Origin of the sequence: Paenibacillus sp. N3/727 (assembly GCF_022637315.1) — a bacterium.
GTDB classification, from domain to species: Bacteria; Bacillota; Bacilli; order Paenibacillales; family Paenibacillaceae; genus Paenibacillus_AQ; species Paenibacillus_AQ uliginis.
The window spans coordinates 1,730,973-1,749,652 of record NZ_CP093336.1 but is presented as its reverse complement, the minus strand read 5'-3'; the positions used below and the strand labels follow the sequence as shown (position 1 = coordinate 1,749,652).

Sequence of the window (18,680 nt, the reverse complement as noted above, 5' to 3'; positions counted from 1 at the left end):
TTTTATCATAGCCGATAAAGAAATAGGCGTTTTTTTCACAAATCGTGTACAATAGAAACATTATTAAAGTATAAAGGAGCCGATAATTTACTATGCTTCCCCTCTACAAAAAATATTGGAGGACCTTCTTCGATATAGCAATGATCGTGCTGACGGTGTACCTGATTATGTACGTGTTCAGCAAGCTATACCAGATTGCCGCTCCTGTCTTTTTATCCTTCCTGGTATTTTTGCTCATCGAGCCGCTAGCCCGGTTACTGCATCGTCGTGGTTTGCCCAAGACATTTGCAGCAGCGATTTCCGTACTTCTGTTTCTCCTTATTATATTGGGCGTTCTGTTTGGTGCAGGAGCAATTATCGTTTCGCAAGTGATGAATTTGCAGGAAAATCTTCCGCTTCATACCCGCACCCTTCAAGAGCACTTCTCATCTATCATGAATTATTTACAAAACAAGTTGGACGCACTTCCACCAGACATGGTGGCGCGAATGAATGGATACTTCAAAGATATTACCAACTTTGCTCAAAGTGCAGCAGAATCATTTTTCCGTTATAGTGTCGGATTTATGGGTTCTTTCACTACTTTTATTGCCAACTTCGGTGTTGCAATTATCCTCGCCTTTTTCCTTAGTTCCGAAATTGGTAGTTGGCGTAAGTTTGCAAAAGAAAAGACACCAAAGACTATAAAAACAGCTTTTCACTTTTTGAAGGATAATGTATTTTCAGCCATTGGAGCTTATTTGAAGGCACAATTAAAGCTGATTTCGATCACATTTGTTCTCGTATACATAGGCTTGCTTATCCTTGGTACCGGCAACGCATTTTCACTGGCGCTCATGAGTGCAATTTTTGATATACTTCCACTGTTAGGCGTGCCGGTTATCTTCATACCGTGGATTATTTATCTCTTTATTGTCGGCAAGGTAGGTCTTGCCATTAGTTTGACTATCCTCTTGGCTATTGTGATGGTAACCCGTCAGCTGCTTGAACCAAAAATAACAGGCCAATCCCTCGGTGTATCTTCAGCGTTTCTAATGCTGTCGTTCATGATTATTTCGATTTCTATTTTCGGAATGGCGGGTCTGATTCTTTCACCAATCCTGATGATTCTGCTCAAAGAGCTGCTGCAGCAAGGTTATCTTCAACAATGGATTAGACTGCCAAAAGAAGAATTCGATGTGTCACCGTTTGAGATGAAAAATCCGCAAACTGCTCATTCTTCAGAAGTCTCAAAAGAAGACAATAAATCCATGACCTGACCAAACAGCTTTGTCGCTTGATGCTTGCTGTGCGGACTCACATTCTCCACCAGCACTGCTACCGCATAACGCGGATGTTTTATAGGGCCGTATCCCACGAACCATTGGTTGTTCCGGGGACGGCCCTTTACCATGGTCTCAGCCGTACCAGACTTGCCCCCTAGCTGCCAAGTCGAATGTTTAAGCGAGCGTCCCGTTCCATTTCGAACTACGTCTTCCATCCAAGTCAGAAGTGTTCGGGCGGTTTCCCGGGAAATTGTTCCTTCAACGGAAGACCGCTTCATAGGCTCCAAGGTTTGAAGATGCTGACCGTTCGCGTATAATATATGATGGACAATCCGAGGCGAAATCACGTCCCCATCGTTCAGCAGCGTTACGACCAAATTAGCAGCCTGCAGCGGTGTAACCAATGTATCCCTTTGCCCAATCGCTGTCTGTACACGAGCACCAGAATCCAAAGGATCTGTAGAGGCTGCAAAAACAGTCCCACTCTCCTCGTGGTCTAGCGGCTTCAGTAGAGGAATGCCCAGTATACTCCTCTGTGCCTGCCAGCCTACAGTCCGGCCAAGTCCAAGCTGTAATGCCGTATCCTGTATTTGTCCAGAGGTCAGGCGTTCAGCCAATTCGGCAAATACCACATTACAGGATTCCGCAAACCCCTGACGAAGGTTGAGGGTTCCGTGGCCTCCCTCTTTCCAGCAGGATAAGCCGTATTTTCCAAATTCACCATTACAGTGAAACGTTTCTTTACTCGAGGTTAAACCGGAATCCAGTGCAGCTGCAGCCGTAACAATTTTGAAGATCGATCCGGGCACCGCTCCCTTTAACGCTTTGTTCTCCCACTCGCCCTGCTCAGGATGTATCTGTTCCGGATTATAAAAAGGTCTGGAGACCATCGCCAGAACATCGCTATTCCGGACATCCAGTACGACTACAGCTCCTTCCTTCATACCTGCCTGTTCTGTCAACTGCTCAATGCCCTTCTGAAGCTTGGCATCAACCGTTGTCGTAATCCGTAGCGGATAATAGGGGTTATCTCCCGCTTTCACCATCGGCTTCATCTCTTGTATGATTTGATTCCGACCATCTACGGGGAAATAAACGACTGTAGGTCCTGTTCCCTGTAGAAGAGCATCCAGTGTCCTTTCCAGCCCACTTGTTCCCTTTACCCCTTCATAATCACGGAAGAATAAGTTCTCTTTACGCTGACCTGATATAAAGCCTAACCACTGCATCCCCGTCTCCCTGTCTCCATACCTTTGTTCATACGGAAGTACCCGAATAGCAGATAATTTCAATTCCTTAATGGCTTCAATCTGAGATGAATTCAGCGCAAGAGGAATGTAAGTCCCTTGAGCATGCCATAGTATTGGCTCTTTCAAGGCGAACCATACTTCTCTTAAATGTTTATCTTCCGTATTCAGTATATGAGCCAGCTTCAACAATGAATCATCGGATATATCATCATTTTCATTCTCGATAGGAAAAAGGACGGCGGACCAGATCAACTTACCGGTCAACGGAAGACCGTTCCGATCGGTAAAATGTCCCCGCCCGGTATCCAGCACAATGCCCCGCTCACGCTGAAGCATTGATGTTTCAAGCAGAGTATGCCGACTGCCAGGAGGCTTATGATTTTTCATGACGAATTGTACCCATGCCAGCCGACAAACCAGTAGAACCATCAGCACTGCTAGTGTCAACCATCCATAAAATATACGTTTTTGCCGGTTAACCCGCATGTTTGTCCCTCCTGATGATCCTTTTATATCATCATTCCCCCTCAATCATTATCACAATCGTTTGCAGCGGCACCTAAACAAAAAAACTTGGATCTCCCGCAAAGAGATCCAAGCTTTTGTCATATTTACAGTGTAAATCGGGAGAGTGTAGCTTTCAACTCGCTTGATACATTCTCCAGTTTGCCAGACAGATTTACGAGCTGGTTGCTCACACTCTGCTGCTCATTGCTCAAGGATGCAACCTCTTCGGAAGTTGCTGATGATTCTTCAGCAACAGCGCTTACGTTGCCCATCGCTTCAGAGAGTACGATTTGTGACTGATTGAGGCCTTCAATGGAATCCGTAACAGAATCGAGTCGTTCGATGAACTCACCCATCTGCTGCTGGACGGAGACGAATATATCATTCGTTTCTTTAACCGAATCCATTTGAGCTTTAAACAGCGGATTCGCATCCAGAAGAACTTGTACCGTTTCATTCATTTCTGTCATAATACGGTCTGTGATCTGGCTGACCATATCAATCGATTGCCTGGATTGATCCGCAAGCTGCCGGATTTCATCCGCTACAACCATGAATCCACGGCCAGCAGCACCTGCACGTGCAGCTTCAATCGTAGCATTCAGTGATAAAATATTCGTCTGTTTTGTAATATTCTGCAGTACATCCAGAACTTTTACAACAGAAGAAGTTGTTTCCTTCAATCCATCAACCTTGCGCATCATGTTACGGGTCATATCTTCTGTCTGGTGTGTTTTCTCCAGCAAATGATTCAGATGTTTCGTACCATGTTCACTTGATCTTTCAACATGACGGGCGGATTTGCCCATCTCGTCATTCGCCGTGACAACGATCTCCATCTGTCTTGAGATGTTGCCTGTAAGGTCGCTTCCGCGCTCAGCCTCTACAGCTAAACTGCTTGCTCCATTAGCAATCTCCTCAGTAGCCACTGCAATTTCCTTCGCCGACAGGGCGGTCTTCTTGGAAGCATCAGTCAGTTCTACTGCTGTATTTAGCACGTCCTGAGCTGTATTGTTGGTCTGCTGAACTAGTTGTGTAATTTGCTCCATCATATCATTAAAGCTGGCAGAAAGCTGACCGATCTCATCATTCGAACGATGATTCGTACGAACGTTTAGATTACCCTTGGCGCCTTCTTTCATAAGCAGGTTAAGCTTACCGAGTGGACGCGCAATCATGCGAACCATCCATATCCCAATCAATATGGCTATAAGAGCATCGGCTAGCGCCGCCCACATCGTAATCGTCAGAATACCTGCTGCATCTTTCGTAAGTTCTTCGGTCTGAATCGTACCGACGAGTCTCCAATCATTGACTTCCAGTGTATTGTACACCGCCAATACGTCGTTAGCATTAACATCATGAGCACTAAGACTTCCGGTCTTCTTGTCCTCAGGCTCATTCTTCATAAATGTCATTAGGGACTCCGTGCCACTCAATTTTTCATCGTTAGCCGATATGATCTTGCCATCTCTTGAAACGAGCTGCAGCTGTCCTTCTGTACCGAGATTAATGTTTTGCAGTTGCTTGTTAATAACCGATTCCGCAAGCTCAATTACAAAAATATATGAGTCATTCAGATTGTTCATTGAACCTAAAGAACGGGCAATACTGAAATATGGAGTACTCTCATCTGCTCTGGTTGGCAGCCAAAGAGTCTTTGTACCCTTTTCAAGTTCTGCGACCCATGGCTCTTTAAGCATACCGTCTAGATCATTCCTCGTAGCTCCCGCAGCGATGACGAAGTTCTTCTTAGGCGGAATAATGTAAATCGCCTTAATATATCCATCGGAAGTAATCTGGTTAGTTAGTTTGTCACGGATGTCTTTTTGGGTAGAGAACATCTCGTAGTCACTTAATTTATTTGAATTATAGGACGTCAAAAGCTTTTGCAGCTCTTTATCATAAAAAATTTGCCTTCCCAGATTCTCATAAAATTCCAGAATAATGTCTATTTTTTCTGAAGTCTGAATAATGGTCTGCTGGTTGGCAGTAGCCGCATTTTTCTCAATCGTATCCTTAGCTTTCATGTACGACAGTAAGCCGAGGACTACAACAAACATAACAATTGCGATAAAGAAAATCAAAAATAAACGTATGCCGACCGAGTTAGCAGGATTAATCCGCATCTGCTTGGCAGCATGAACCAATCCAGCCAACTTGGATCTTCCTGAACGATCCCCCTTCGATCCGGAAGTAACAGTCTTATTATTCTTTTGATCTTTCACCTTCTTCTCTTTTTTTGGCTTTCTATCTTGCTGTTCAACCTCTCCCATTTGCTGTTCACCTACCACTATCAATTTTAGAATATGAGGCAAAAACAATACACTACTTCTTATTTCGACAGTTGGGTAGCATTTCCTTTGGCTTTTCACACAAAAATAATTCAAACGTCCTAGTTTTTTTGTCATAAAAAAAGAATCCGACACCTGACGAGGTACCGGATTCCTGTTATTGTAAGATATTTGTACCTATTTCACAAGTTGACTCATCATTTACGTTTGCGCATCATATCAAAACCCTTTACCGGATGATCCACTTTCATGCGTACCAGCTGCAAAGGATGGCGGGCTGCATCCAGCTCATTACCTTCTTCATCGGTAATCATACCGACAACTTGTTTGAAGAAGGTCCCTTCCGGACCAAAAAACTCAATTTCCTGGCCTAGTTTAAAATGATTCCGCTGCTGAATCAGTGCTATGCCGTTCACTGAATCATAATCCATAACAAGTCCTGCGAAATCATAAGGCGCCGCTTTTTCTTCCGGTTCATAAATATGATCCTCATGGTCCGGAGTATCGTAGAAGAAGCCGGTGTTTAGCGGTCGGTTGGCCGCTTTATTAAGCTCTTCTATCCACTCAGTCTTCAGCACATAATTTTCTGGATCAGCCATATACGAATCAATAGCCTGTCGATAAACATTTACAACCGTTGCTACATAATGAATCGACTTCATGCGTCCTTCAATCTTGAAGCTGTCTATCCCTACTTCGATCAAGTCGGGAATGTGCCCCAGCATACACAGATCCTTGGACCCCATCGTAAACGCATTATCCTCCGGTTGGAACAGCGGGATCTGTGTTACGCCCGGTTTGAAAGAGGAAGGTGTAGGAACTATCTGATCCAGCGCCACCTGCTCTTCAGATACCCAGTCCTCACGTCCATCCTCAAATAAGTCATATTTCCAACGGCATGACTGACAACAGCCGCCCCGATTGGAGTCCCGATCCGTAAAATGGTTGGACAGAACGCAGCGCCCGGAAAAAGAAGAGCACATCGCTCCATGAACAAAAGCTTCGATTTCAATATCCACATGATTTTTAATCTCGGCTATTTCCTCAAGACTCGTTTCTCGGCCAAGAACTACACGCGGAAGTCCTTCTTCCTTCCAGAACTTTACCGCCTGCCAATTCAACGTCGACTGCTGTGTGCTCAGATGAACCTCGAGATCCGGCGCAATACGCTGGGCAATCTCAATGATCGCAGGATCAGCCGCGATTATGGCGAAAACCCCAGTCTCATTCAGACTGCGCAAGTACTCCTCGATTCCTTCGATATCTTCATTATGGACATACATGTTGGTTGCAACGATTACCTTTGCACCATACTTTTTAGCGAATTCGACGCCTTCTTTCATTTCCTCAAAACTGAAATTGTCGGCATTTGAGCGCAGGCCGTATTTTTGTCCGCCGATATAAACTGCATCCGCTCCGTAGTGGACTGCAAATTTTAATTTTTCCAGATTACCCGCCGGTGCGAGAAGCTCCGGCTTGTCCAAGCGATAACGTTTGCCCTTGTAAGTTGGCTGAACCATAGCTGCCATCTTTTGTTCACTCCTTGTTTTTACAGACTGAACTAAAGAAGTTCATTCTATTTAACTGAAATCTTATTAATAAACTTGTTCTTTATAAAAGAATCCAAAAGAAAGTTCCCGTTCAGGATCTTGAAGCTCCTTGATCCCGTCCATCCACTCCTCGTGAAAAGCATACGAACCTGAATCAGCCTTATACAGATCAATAGCTTTGCGGTATGCACGAAGCACTGCTTCGTTATAGTGACGCGGTTTGAGTAATGTTTCTACTTTGAAACTGTCAATACCAGCTTCCATCAGCAGATGAAGATCCTCCAAGATACATATATCATCCGAGCTCATAATGTGTGTGCCGTTCATATCCTCATAAATCGGGAATTTCTCATCGGCACGCTCTGCTTCAATAAGAAACAATCCACGTTCCTTGCCCATACTGCCTTCCGTCACCGGCCGCCCTTGATGGGACATGTAGCTGTTGACCAACCGGCGCTTGGAGTGGTAGATGTTTGTCATTCCGTGAACCTGGACTTGAGCTTCAATCTCCAGATTCGGCTTCATTTCTGTAATTTCATCCATGTTTAATTCCCGGGCCAAGATGACGCGGGCTGCCCCTCTGCGTCCCCAATAGTTTGAGGTCGAATAGTTGGTTGATGTCATTTCAGCATTCCAGTGAAGCTTTACGCCAGGAGCAAAGGAATTGACTGCCAATAATACAGAAGGATCATTAAATTCTACCGCATCCACTCCGATCTCACCCAGAGCTTTAACATATTCTGAGAGTTCCTGGAGCAGATCATTGGTCATTAAGTTGTTCAGACTTACATAGATTTTACCGCTGACGGCGTGTACCATCTCAGCAGCTTTATGGATTTCTTCGAGTGTCATACTTCCCGGCAATCTCATACCAAAGCGGTCATCTCCAACCAATATGGCATCCGCTCCGGCTTGCAGATAAGCTTCCACATCCTCCAGAGTTCCCGCGGCTGCCAGAAGCTCAGGTTTAATACCCATTACAATTTCCCCCTAATACTATTGTGCCATTTTCTTGCTCTTTTCGATGTTATTCAAATGTTCCCTGTAGGTTTTGGCAAACAAATGCTCCTGTGTGCCATCCTTTTTGGTCACATAAAATAAATAATCCGACTTCTCTGGCTTAAGCGCCGCCTCAATCGAAGCCAAGCTCGGATTTGAGATAGGTCCCGGCGGAAGTCCTTTATTTCGGTAAGTGTTATAAGGGCTATCTACTTCCAGATCCTTATACAGCAGTCGCTTCTTAGGCTTATCTAAGAGATATTGCACAGTTGCATCAATCTCAAGCTTCATATCCTGCTCAAGACGGTTATATATTACACCTGCCACCAACGCACGTTCCTTCTCCGCCACGACCTCACGTTCTACCAAGGAGGCGACAGTAAGCAGCTCATGAACCGTCAGCCCTCGCTGCTTTAGTAACTCTTGCCAGTCAGGTATTTCATCTAGTCTCTTTTCCAACTGGCTAAGCATCACTTGGAGAATCTCCTGCTCTGTACTGTCTTTAGGCAGCTCATAGGTTGCCGGAAACAAATATCCCTCCAAATGATATCTCAATTCCTCATCTTTTGGAATTTCATTTACGATGGTCCCATCCCAACCCGAAGTCTGATCAGTCAACTTTACAAATTCCTTCGCGTCCAAACCACTCTGGCTGGAAATGGTCTCAGCCATCTGAAGCACCGTGTATCCTTCCGGAATCGTAAAGCGCATCATCTCCTCAGGCTTCACCTCTCCGTTATTCAGCATCGATATCAGCTGATCATAGGTTGCCCCAGGTTTTGTCTCATATATACCGGCCATAAACCGGCTGCCTTCATCTTTCAGCTTCAAATAACCTTTAAACAGAAGGGCGTCTTTAATAAGTCCCTTCTCCTCCAGCAGTTCAGCGATTCGAACCGTGCTCATACCGGATTCAATCGTAAACTCGACGGGTGTATCGGAGCTTGCGACCGGCTTCATGCCGTTCCAAGCGTAAAATAATGCCCCGCCGGCAATGATGATCAACACCAATACCGTGACGGCCAGTTTTTTCATGTGTTCATCTCCTCACAACCAAAAAGGGCGGACTGGTCCGCCCTTTCCAGAACTTCATTTGAAATTAATACTTCTTGAGGAAGAAGAGGAAATCACAATCAATCTTCGTCTTCTTCCGGGAATGTAAGTTCATCATACAGCTCGGAGACATTCTCCCATTCATCATCATCATCAATGGTGGCCAGCTCCAGGCTTCCGTCTTGCGCCGTAACAATACGAAGCACTTCATACTCCTCATGCTGACGGTCTGGCTGTACCAAAATGGCATATCCTTGACCATTTACTTCGAATTCAGCGGCAACATCATATACGGTTGTGTTTCCCTTCTCATCCTGAAGTTCAACACTTTCACCGAATGCTTCCTTCAACGCTTGGGTCCATACCACTTGTTCAGCAGAAAAATCAGTCATTTCCATTGCTCCCGTCAAGCTCGTCTACGAGCGTGTTAAACGTTTCTTCAACAATGCTCCATTCCTCGTCATCCTCAATCATATACAACTTCAGGTCGTCACCGTCTTCCTCGTAACGGAAAGCGTAAACCTCATCGGTCTCATCATCTTCCGTTTCCATGGGAACCACCATCATATATTTCGCATCGGAGCCGTCAACCTCAAATTTCATGATGACTTCGAATTCCTCTTCATTGCCTTCATCATCAGGAATATAAATAATTTCCGGTTCCTCTTCCATTCCAATATGCTCATTCGCCATCTGTTATCACCCTCACCTTTACCTTTTAGAATCCAAGTAGTTTTGCAAAATCAAGCTTGCAGCCATCTTATCTACGACCTGCTTGCGCTTCTTTCGGCTGACATCGGCTTCCACCAGAGTCCGTTCAGCGGATACTGTAGAAAGCCGTTCATCCCAAAGGTGAACGGGTAAGCACAGGGACTCTCGCAGTAGTTCTGCGAATTCCATGCAGATTTCTCCTCGGGGACCGATCGTGCCGTTCATATTTTTGGGCAGGCCGACCACAATCTCAGTGACCTCATGTTCTTTCACAAGGGCAGTGATCCGTTCCAATTCAATGCCCTCCCGGCGACGTTCAATGACTTCCAGCCCTTGAGCTGTCCAACCGAACACATCGCTGAGAGCTACACCAATTCGACGGTCCCCGTAATCCAATCCCATGATCTTCATCCTTGCACTCCTAACGGTGACTGGCTAGGTAGAACCGGACCAGTTCTTCAATCAATTCATCTCGTTCTTTCTTCCGGATCAAACTTCTCGCATTGTTGTGCCGAGGTATATAAGCGGGATCCCCGGACAACAGATAGCCGACGATTTGATTGATCGGGTTATATTCCTTTTCAACCAATGAGTCGTATACCGATAAAATAATGTCCCGGGCGGAAGCCTCCTTCTCATCACCTTTTACATTGAACTTGACAGTCTTATCCATGGAGTCCATGTGTGACACCTCGCTTCTTCGAAGAACATGTTAAAACATGCTTCGTCGAATAAATATTTACCAGCTTGATCTACTTCTATCATAACATATTCCTCAACCTGTAAGGAAACCTGATTCCAAATAATTAAAGGCAAAAACGTTAAACTTACACGCTTTGGGAAACTAACTCTTCAGCACGCTTCAGTGCCTCCTTGATTTTGGAAGCATCCTTACCGCCTGCCTGAGCCATATCCGGACGACCTCCACCGCCTCCGCCACAGACGGACGCTACTTCTTTGACAAGTTTACCGGCATGTAGACCTTTTTTCACAAGGTCTTGAGGTACAGCTACCACAAAATTCACTTTATCTCCGGACACGGCGCCAAGTACGATAACAGCTTCAGGCAGCTTTCCTTTAAGTTCATCAGCAACCGTACGAAGAGCGTCCATGCTGCCAACCTGAACTTCAGCAGCCAAAAGCTGTGTATTACCTGCCGTTACGACACGGTCTGTAAGCTGACCTGCTTCGATTGCACTCAGCTTGCCTTGAAGGGATTCATTCTCACGGCCGAGATCCTTCACCTGTTGGTTCAGTGCTTCGATCCGTTTAGGGACATCGTTTAGATTGCTCTTGAGCAGGCCAGCGGACTGTCTAAGCAAATCCAGTTGGCCTTCCATAAACTCATAGGCAAAACGGCCTGTCACAGCCTCAATCCGGCGTACCCCCGACCCAATGCCGCTCTCGCCGAGCAATTTAAAGATACCTATCTGAGACGTGTTGTCCACATGGCAGCCGCCACAAAGCTCAAGACTGTAATCTCCTACCTGAACGACCCGTACAACGTCTCCATATTTTTCACCAAAAAGCGCCATAGCGCCCATAGCTTTTGCTTCATCAATCGATTTGTTTTCAATGACAACGGCTGTCCCTTTCCAAATCTGCTCGTTTACACGCTGCTCGATCCGGGATAGCTCCTCCGGTGTAATGCTTCCGAAATGAGAGAAGTCAAACCGCAGACGCTGAGGCTCAACAAGAGAGCCTGCCTGATTCACATGCTCGCCAAGCACTTCTTTCAGCGCCTTATGGAGAAGGTGAGTAGCCGTATGGTTCTTGATAATATCAAGACGTTTCTCGCGGTCTACTTCAGCTTTTACGATTTCGTTCGATTTTAATTCACCGGACTCCACCGTTACAAGATGAACATGCTGTCCGTGCGGCGCTTTGAACAGACCTTCAACTCTCGCCCTCACACCATCACTCTGTAGTACCCCCTGGTCGCTAACCTGTCCGCCGCTCTCCGCATAGAACGGAGTGGAATCCAAAATAACCTGACTCGACTGGCCCTCACCAATGTGATCAACAAATTCGCCGTCGACAACAATGGCTAGCACTTTCGATTGTTGAACGGTGTCATTATATCCAACAAATTCACTTTTAACCGTGTAATCGGAGAGCACACCGCCCTGAATCTTCATACTTTCCATTTCATGGCGTGCTTCTCTGCCACGTTCCCGCTGCTCTCTCATGGCGACGTCAAAACCGTCACGGTCAACAGTAAGCCCGTGTTCTGATGCATAATCCTCCGTCAGGTCGAATGGGAAGCCGTATGTGTCATACAATTTAAACGCATCGGTACCGCTGATCTCCGTTTTGCCTTGCTCCTTGGCTTGGGAGCTTATATTCGCCAAAATATTCAATCCATCAGACAACGTCTTGTGGAACTGCTCTTCTTCCGTAGCGATTACCTTTTCAATAAACTCGCGCTTCTCCAGCACTTCTGGGTAGTACACGCCCATGATATCGCCAACCGTTTTAGTCAATGTGTACATAAACGGCTTATCAAGACCGATGACCTTTCCATAGCGAACAGCGCGGCGGAGTAGACGGCGGATAACATAACCACGTCCCTCATTGGAAGGCATTACACCGTCACCCACAGCGAACGCAACCGTACGAATGTGGTCAGCAATGACTTTCAGAGCAAGGTCATATTCTGGATTTTCATTGTATTTAATCCCGGCAAGCGCAGCCGTTTCCTGAATCAAAGGCTGGAACAGGTCGGTATCGAAATTTGACTCCACGTTCTGCAGAATCGATGCGAACCGCTCCAAACCAGCACCAGTATCAATATTTTTGTTCGGCAGCGGCGTATAACTGCCATCTTTGTTATGGTTAAATTGGGAGAACACAAGGTTCCATACTTCAAGATAACGTTCGTTCTCTCCACCTGGGTAAAGTTCTGGATCCGAAAAATCATTTCCGTAAGCTTCGCCGCGGTCATAAAAAATTTCCGTACAAGGTCCGCAAGGGCCCTCCCCTATATCCCAAAAATTATCTTCTAGCTTAATGATACGGTTCTCTGGCAGGCCGATTTTCTCATTCCATAGCTTGAAGGCTTCTTCATCTTCAGGATACACGGTCACCGATAGGCGCTCCGGGTCAAAACCGATCCATTTTTTGTCCGTCAGGAACTCCCAAGCCCAAGTGATGACTTCTTCCTTAAAGTAGTCCCCGATCGAGAAGTTGCCCAGCATTTCAAAAAAAGTTTGGTGACGGCGCGTCTTTCCGATATTTTCAATATCATTCGTACGAATACATTTCTGAGAGTTCGCCAGACGAGGATTGTCCGGCTTCACCCGTCCATCGAAATAAGGTTTAAGTGGTGCCATTCCGGCATTGATCCACAGCAAAGATGGGTCATTATGTGGAACAAGGGATGCGCTCGGCTCAATCTTATGGCCTTTTTCTGCAAAGAACTCCAACCATTTGGAGCGGATTTCACTAGCTTTCATTATTATAGCCTCCAGTTTCAATATTGTTCGGTCTTACTGTTAGTACAGTCCGAACACAAAAAAAGCCCCTGAATAAATATCAGGGACGATTGTCTCGCGGTACCACCCTGGTTATCACCTGTTTATGCTGTCAAACACGAAAATGTATCGTCCTTGACTCATCAGGTAATCGCCTTGTATCGACTTGATAACGGGCGCCACCCGGTGAGTTTGTCTCACACTCGGAAATCAGCTTTTCGGCTCGCGACGCTTTCAGGTTCTCACAGCCACCCGGAAATGTAATTCCGAAGGAACCTGTTCTCTGGGAAAGAAGCACCAGCCTACTTTATTTCCTCATCGATTTCAAATCATATGGACTCTAATATTTTCAAGTATATCGATGCCTAAACTATCTGTCAATGCATGTCAGAGTCAAGTAAATCAGCCACTTTTACGTCTTACGTAATAAGCGAAAAAATGCTGCAGTAATACCTTCATTACCGCGAAAACAGGGACGGCCAGAATGAGACCTACCGTGCCGGCAAGCTGCCCGCCAACAAGGAGGGCAAAAATGATCAACAGCGGATGCAAATGCAGCTTGCGTCCGACCACCTGAGGAGAAATGACGTTGCTCTCCAGCAGCTGGCAGATCAAGTTTACTGTCGCGACAAGAAGCACCATTTTCCAAGATATCGTTGAAGCCATCAAAAGTGCAGGCGCCGCTCCCAGAAATGGACCCAGGTATGGCACAATATTAAATATGGCAACAATGCTGGCGAACAGAAGCGCATAAGGCATGCCAATCACCATATAACCGATATATGCGAACACCCCAATGATAAGGCAGACCAGAAATTGTCCACGAACATAATTGCCTAGCGCGGTGTCAATTTCCTTAATCAGAGTAACGATGGCTTTCCTCCGGCTGCGGGGCAGATAGGATACTGCCGTTCGCTGGAACACCTCAAAGTCTTTTAATATGTAAAAGATCAGAAAAGGAATGATAAACACATTAAACAACATGTTGATCGTAGTCCCGATATTGTCCATAAAGCCCGATATCCCGTCAGCCAGCCGCGTTTCCATATGAAAAAACCAGCTGTTCATTCCCGTTCGGATGCCAGGAGGAAGCAGCTTGCTATCCAGATTCGTCATCAAACTTTGGGCATGCATCGTAAACTCAGGCAGATGTTCATTAAGCTCTTCGAGCTGCCGGATCAGCATCGGAATCATATTGATCAGAATAACGGCTAAACAGGTCAGGAAAACAGCATATATTAGAAGTACAGCGATGCTCCTCGGAACCTTGCGATCTGACAGCATGCATACGATAGGATTCAGCACATAAGATATGATCATAGCTACCAGAAACGGGGCCAGCACTGCCTTCAAAAAACGGTAAATGTCCAGAAACAACGGCCGCAGGAGCCATACAAAGTAGAGGGCGATAAGTCCGAGCAGCAGCCAGATCAAGAAACGGAACCACTTATTCGCCGTCAGTTGTTCCACAGGGCAATCTCTCCTTTCGGACTAACTTACCCTGTAAGTATATGTACGAGCTCCCTAAATTAATCTTACATTCTTGCGCAAACACAGCTTATACTTGTCCCAAATTCAAAAAAGACTCTCGTCCCGCCAGTCGGCAGGAAGCGAGAGTCTCTTACATTGCTCACTTATATGTACGCAAAATTAATTCGATGCGTGCATATGAGAAGGGAAATCTTGCTGGAATTCTTCACCGAAAAACAAATCATCTAGCGAGCTAAGCGTGCCGTCTTCCTCAACCTGGTAGACAGACATTTTCTCTCCATTTACTGTCAGTTCGATAAAGCAGCCCCAACAGTAAAATTGATGGGAACCGATCTTCCCGATATCCTTAGAACTACAATTTGGACATTTCATCCTATCCTCACCCTATCCGTTCACAGAATTAATGGCTTTTTCCAGACGCTGTTCGCTCATCGGAGGCACCATGACAGCATTTTCTCCGATCGCCATTTCCGTTGTACAAGGCAGCCATTTGCGACCTTCAATTAAATCTGATACAAAACCGTCGGAAATTTCCAATCCTAGTATTGTATTGCCCTGTTCTTGCTCAAAATAAACATCAGAGATGCGTCCGAGCAAAACGCCGTCCTCTGTCAGTACCTGCATCTCTTTCAATTTCCGGCGGCCCAAAAGGTACGTAAACGGTATATCATCGGCGCCCGTTTTTTGAACAGCCTTTTCACTTCGGATCATTACAGCGTCTTCTCCATAAGCTGCAATATCTGCCCATGAGACGGTTTTCACATGAGAGGAAAAAAGTGCTTTGCCTTCGAGCTCCAGCCCGGTGATTAACCAATTATTATCTAGTATAAAATCGTGGATTTTGCCAATTTCCTTGCCACTCTCCACGTCGAATACAGCCAGTCCAATCATTTCTTGGAGTTTCATGATGCACGGACACCTCCTCACCCTATAATCATTTGGAAAACGGACTCCGGTAAAACGCTATTGCCTGCTGAACCGTGACCGTCTTCAAAGGATGAAATGGAAGAACTCATACCCCCTAATCCATGAAAGAGAAATCCCTTAGCATTTATTTACGCAGCCGTTTTAGGATGGTTCCAATTTTTTGAGCTGTGTACTCCATTTCTTGAGTAGTATTACCCAAACCAAAACTAAAACGAATCGCGGAACGCAAAACATCTTCAGAAAGCTTCATTGCCTGGAGTACATGGGATATTTCGAGAGAGCCTGAAGTGCAGGCAGAGCCGCTAGCTGCAGCAATTCCTTCCATATCCAAGTTCATCAGCAACGTCTCCGTACTGATTTCAGGAAAGCTGATATTTAAAATTTGAGGCATATAAAACTCAGGGTGTCCATTCACAACAAAGGCATCCTGTCCGATTTCATGACGAAGTCCTTCAATAAGTGTCTCACGTAGCTTGGTGTAATGTGCTCTCCGCTCATCCAATCCTTGTACGGCCAATTGTACAGCTTTTGCAAACCCGGCTATACCGGCCATATTTTCTGTTCCAGCTCGCCGTTTTTTCTCCTGAAGTCCTCCGAACAGCCTTGGGGATAACGGAGTACCCCTTTTCACTACAAGAGCACCGATCCCTTGGGGACCATTGATCTTATGCGCGGAGAAGCTCCAGAGATCCACCGGAAATTCCTTGCAGGAAATATACTCGGAGCCCAGTGCTTGAACAGCGTCCGTATGAAAAAGTATTCCTTTGCTACGGGCAAGCTCACCAATCTCCCGAATCGGTTGGATGGTTCCTACTTCATTGTTGCCAAACATAATCGTAATCAGGACAGTATTGTCCCGAATTGCCCCGGAAATCTCCTCCACGGAAACGCGGCCTTCACTGTCTACAGGCACATAAGTGACTTCGCAGCCTCTCTTCTCAAGCTCCTCACAAGTATGAAGTACCGCATGGTGCTCAATCACAGAGGTAATAACATGTTTGCCCTGAAGCCCCAGCGCTTCCAGCGTACCGAAAATTGCCAGATTGTCACTCTCTGTCCCGCCAGCCGTAAACACCAGCTCGTCCGTCAAAGCCCCCAAAAGGGCCGCAATTTCATCTCGCGACCCGCTAACCTTTCTTTTAGCTTCTCTCCCGTAGGAATGAACACTAGAAGCATTGCCATATTGGCTTGTCATAACGCGCATCATCTCTTCCGCTACTTCCGGATGAACCGGCGATGAAGCGGCGTGGTCTAAATATATCGATTTCATATCTCTTCACCTAAATATAGAACATGTAATTGTCCGCAGCGGACTGTTCCTGGTAGTTGATCAGATTATCAAGGGTAGTGGAATCAAGCACCTCAGCGATGCTATCGCGGATTCGCAACCACAGATCGCGTTTGGCCGGATCATCTTCTTCTGTGAAATCTACAGGAGAAATCGGACCCTCCAGTACACGTATCACATCACCCGCCGTAATACTAACAGGCTCGCGAGACAGAATATAGCCGCCATAGGCACCACGAATACTCTTTACCAAGCCCGCATTACGGAGCGGAGCAATTAACTGCTCCAAATAATGCTCGGACAATTGATTTTTCTCAGCTATGCTTTTAAGGGAAGTCGGCCCTTCACCAAATCTGGCGGCCAACTCCATCATAATCGTCAATCCGTACCTTCCTTTAGTTGAAATCTTCAAAGGTGACACCTCTCTCGAAATTAGTATATATGATATTTCTCATCTGTTTTGTTGGTTTGAGGCGGAAAATGGGCTGTAATTTTACGTTATGTCATATAATCTCTCTATTCCGATCAATCCCCTGTGCATATGGTAACATAAGCACAGCCCCTATGGGTAATAATCCATGGCTATTTTTTAAAAATGTTCTCCTGAGGTGGACAAAACCGGGCGTGTGAAGTAAGCCGGGTTGTGATAAAATACGTCCATGGGCACAATTCAATACGAAAATGGTGATAGCGATGTCAAAAGATAAACAAAACACACGTATCGTTGTCGGCATGTCCGGGGGAGTCGATTCCTCCGTAACAGCACTGCTGCTGAAACAGCAGGGTTATGAAGTGATCGGCATCTTTATGAAAAACTGGGACGACACCGATGAACTCGGCTACTGCACGGCCGAAGCGGACGCGGAAGATGTCCGCCGTGTATGTGAGCAACTCGATATCCCTTACTATACCGTCAATTTTGAAAAGGAATACTTTGATAAAGTATTTTCCTATTTTCTTGATGAATATAAGGCTGGTAGAACACCGAATCCGGATGTGATGTGCAACCGGGAAATTAAATTCGGTGAATTTTTAAACAAGGCTCTGGATCTTGGGGCCGATTATGTAGCTACAGGACACTATGCACGTGTCGTGAAAGAAGACGGCAAATTCCGTCTAATTCGCGGTGTGGACAACAACAAAGACCAAACCTACTTCCTGAACGCGCTGAATCAGGAGCAGCTATCCAAGACGATGTTCCCGATCGGGCATCTACCTAAGCCGGAAGTCCGCCGTCTCGCTGAGGAAGCCGGTCTTTATACGGCCAAGAAAAAAGACAGCACAGGTGTTTGCTTTATCGGCGAGCGTAATTTCAAAGAATTCCTAGGCCACTATCTTCCGGCACAGGGCGGGGATATGGTGGATGTTGTTACAGGTGAAGTCAAAGGCCATCACGACGGCTTAATGTATTATACCCTTGGACAGCGCCAAGGACTCGGCATTGGTGGTTCAGGTTCCGGTGAGCCATGGTTTGTTGCCGATAAAGATTTGCAATCCAATGTACTCTATGTTGTACAGGGTGATCATCCGAGTCTCTATTCCACCGGCTTAATCGCCTCTGGAATCAACTGGATTGCGGGTGAAGAAGCTATGCCCAATGATTCTTTCACCTGCATGGCGAAATTCCGCTACCGTCAACCGGATCAGCAGGTCACCGTGACTCCAAGAGAAGACGGAACACTTCATGTGGCTTTCAATCAACCACAAAAAGCCATTACACCCGGGCAAGCCGTTGTGTTCTACCAAGGTGAGGAATGCCTCGGTGGTGGAACGATAGAATACGCTGAGAAAGTGCCCTATCAAGCGTAAACGCCTTTCCGACTTTGACAGGCAAAATGCAAGAAACGTTCGGCTATTGCTGTCCGGTCTCGG

General features: G+C 46.0%; 17 protein-coding genes. 2 read left to right on the top strand and 15 right to left on the bottom strand.

What is annotated here, in order from left to right:
• Window positions 1-92 precede the first annotated feature (92 nt).
• On the top strand, window positions 93-1,259 hold the full coding sequence (locus MNQ98_RS07830) for an AI-2E family transporter (protein WP_241932671.1): 1,167 nt from the start codon (window positions 93-95) through the stop codon (window positions 1,257-1,259).
• Here MNQ98_RS07830 and MNQ98_RS07825 read toward each other — a convergent pair.
• The 15 genes from MNQ98_RS07825 to cymR all read right to left on the bottom strand — a co-directional run bounded on the left by MNQ98_RS07825 (window position 1,214) and on the right by cymR (window position 17,220).
• Entirely contained in the window at window positions 1,214-3,001 is a 1,788-nt protein-coding gene (locus MNQ98_RS07825; RefSeq protein ID WP_241932670.1) for a peptidoglycan D,D-transpeptidase FtsI family protein, read from the bottom strand. The two genes, MNQ98_RS07830 and MNQ98_RS07825, sit on opposite strands and share 46 nt — an antisense overlap.
• Window positions 3,002-3,126: 125 nt before the next feature.
• Complete coding sequence (locus MNQ98_RS07820) at window positions 3,127-5,298, bottom strand: methyl-accepting chemotaxis protein (RefSeq protein WP_241932669.1); 2,172 nt, start codon at window positions 5,296-5,298, stop codon at window positions 3,127-3,129.
• A 215-nt stretch (window positions 5,299-5,513) separates the two neighbouring features.
• A complete protein-coding gene (locus MNQ98_RS07815; protein WP_241932668.1) occupies window positions 5,514-6,845 on the bottom strand; it encodes a peptidase U32 family protein in 1,332 nt (443 codons plus the stop codon).
• A 66-nt stretch (window positions 6,846-6,911) separates the two neighbouring features.
• Window positions 6,912-7,844: a peptidase U32 family protein gene (locus MNQ98_RS07810; RefSeq protein WP_241932667.1), complete on the bottom strand. Its 933-nt coding sequence runs from the start codon at window positions 7,842-7,844 to the stop codon at window positions 6,912-6,914.
• An 18-nt stretch (window positions 7,845-7,862) separates the two neighbouring features.
• Window positions 7,863-8,900, bottom strand: coding sequence for an endolytic transglycosylase MltG (gene mltG, locus MNQ98_RS07805; protein WP_241932666.1), 1,038 nt, complete (start codon window positions 8,898-8,900; stop codon window positions 7,863-7,865).
• A 98-nt stretch (window positions 8,901-8,998) separates the two neighbouring features.
• The gene (locus tag MNQ98_RS07800; RefSeq protein WP_208915233.1) at window positions 8,999-9,310 is read right to left on the bottom strand and encodes a DUF1292 domain-containing protein; all 312 of its coding nucleotides are present in this window, start codon (window positions 9,308-9,310) and stop codon (window positions 8,999-9,001) included.
• Window positions 9,303-9,611 (bottom strand): DUF1292 domain-containing protein, encoded by a 309-nt coding sequence (locus MNQ98_RS07795; RefSeq protein ID WP_208915234.1) that lies wholly within the window; start codon window positions 9,609-9,611, stop codon window positions 9,303-9,305. The genes MNQ98_RS07800 and MNQ98_RS07795 overlap by 8 nt, the downstream gene beginning before the upstream one ends.
• Before the next feature lie 18 nt (window positions 9,612-9,629).
• Window positions 9,630-10,040, bottom strand: a complete 411-nt coding sequence (gene ruvX / locus MNQ98_RS07790; RefSeq protein ID WP_241932665.1) for a Holliday junction resolvase RuvX — start codon at window positions 10,038-10,040, stop codon at window positions 9,630-9,632.
• Between the two features lie 10 nt (window positions 10,041-10,050).
• Window positions 10,051-10,311, bottom strand: a complete 261-nt coding sequence (locus MNQ98_RS07785; RefSeq protein ID WP_054958106.1) for an IreB family regulatory phosphoprotein — start codon at window positions 10,309-10,311, stop codon at window positions 10,051-10,053.
• A 145-nt stretch (window positions 10,312-10,456) separates the two neighbouring features.
• Window positions 10,457-13,084, bottom strand: coding sequence for an alanine--tRNA ligase (gene alaS / locus MNQ98_RS07780; RefSeq protein WP_241932664.1), 2,628 nt, complete (start codon window positions 13,082-13,084; stop codon window positions 10,457-10,459).
• Window positions 13,085-13,504: 420 nt separating this feature from the next.
• The gene (locus MNQ98_RS07775) at window positions 13,505-14,572 is read right to left on the bottom strand and encodes an AI-2E family transporter (RefSeq protein ID WP_241932663.1); all 1,068 of its coding nucleotides are present in this window, start codon (window positions 14,570-14,572) and stop codon (window positions 13,505-13,507) included.
• Window positions 14,573-14,752: 180 nt separating this feature from the next.
• Entirely contained in the window at window positions 14,753-14,965 is a 213-nt protein-coding gene (locus MNQ98_RS07770; protein WP_208915238.1) for a hypothetical protein, read from the bottom strand.
• A gap of 12 nt (window positions 14,966-14,977) precedes the next feature.
• On the bottom strand, window positions 14,978-15,499 hold the full coding sequence (locus MNQ98_RS07765) for a PRC-barrel domain-containing protein (protein WP_241932662.1): 522 nt from the start codon (window positions 15,497-15,499) through the stop codon (window positions 14,978-14,980).
• Between the two features lie 145 nt (window positions 15,500-15,644).
• Window positions 15,645-16,790: a cysteine desulfurase family protein gene (locus tag MNQ98_RS07760; RefSeq protein WP_241932661.1), complete on the bottom strand. Its 1,146-nt coding sequence runs from the start codon at window positions 16,788-16,790 to the stop codon at window positions 15,645-15,647.
• A 10-nt stretch (window positions 16,791-16,800) separates the two neighbouring features.
• Window positions 16,801-17,220, bottom strand: coding sequence for a cysteine metabolism transcriptional regulator CymR (cymR, locus tag MNQ98_RS07755; protein WP_208915246.1), 420 nt, complete (start codon window positions 17,218-17,220; stop codon window positions 16,801-16,803).
• A 281-nt stretch (window positions 17,221-17,501) separates the two neighbouring features.
• Here cymR and mnmA point away from each other — a divergent pair, with 281 nt between their 5' ends.
• Window positions 17,502-18,617 (top strand): tRNA 2-thiouridine(34) synthase MnmA, encoded by a 1,116-nt coding sequence (gene mnmA, locus MNQ98_RS07750; protein ID WP_241932660.1) that lies wholly within the window; start codon window positions 17,502-17,504, stop codon window positions 18,615-18,617.
• The last annotated feature ends 63 nt before the right edge of the window (window positions 18,618-18,680 follow it).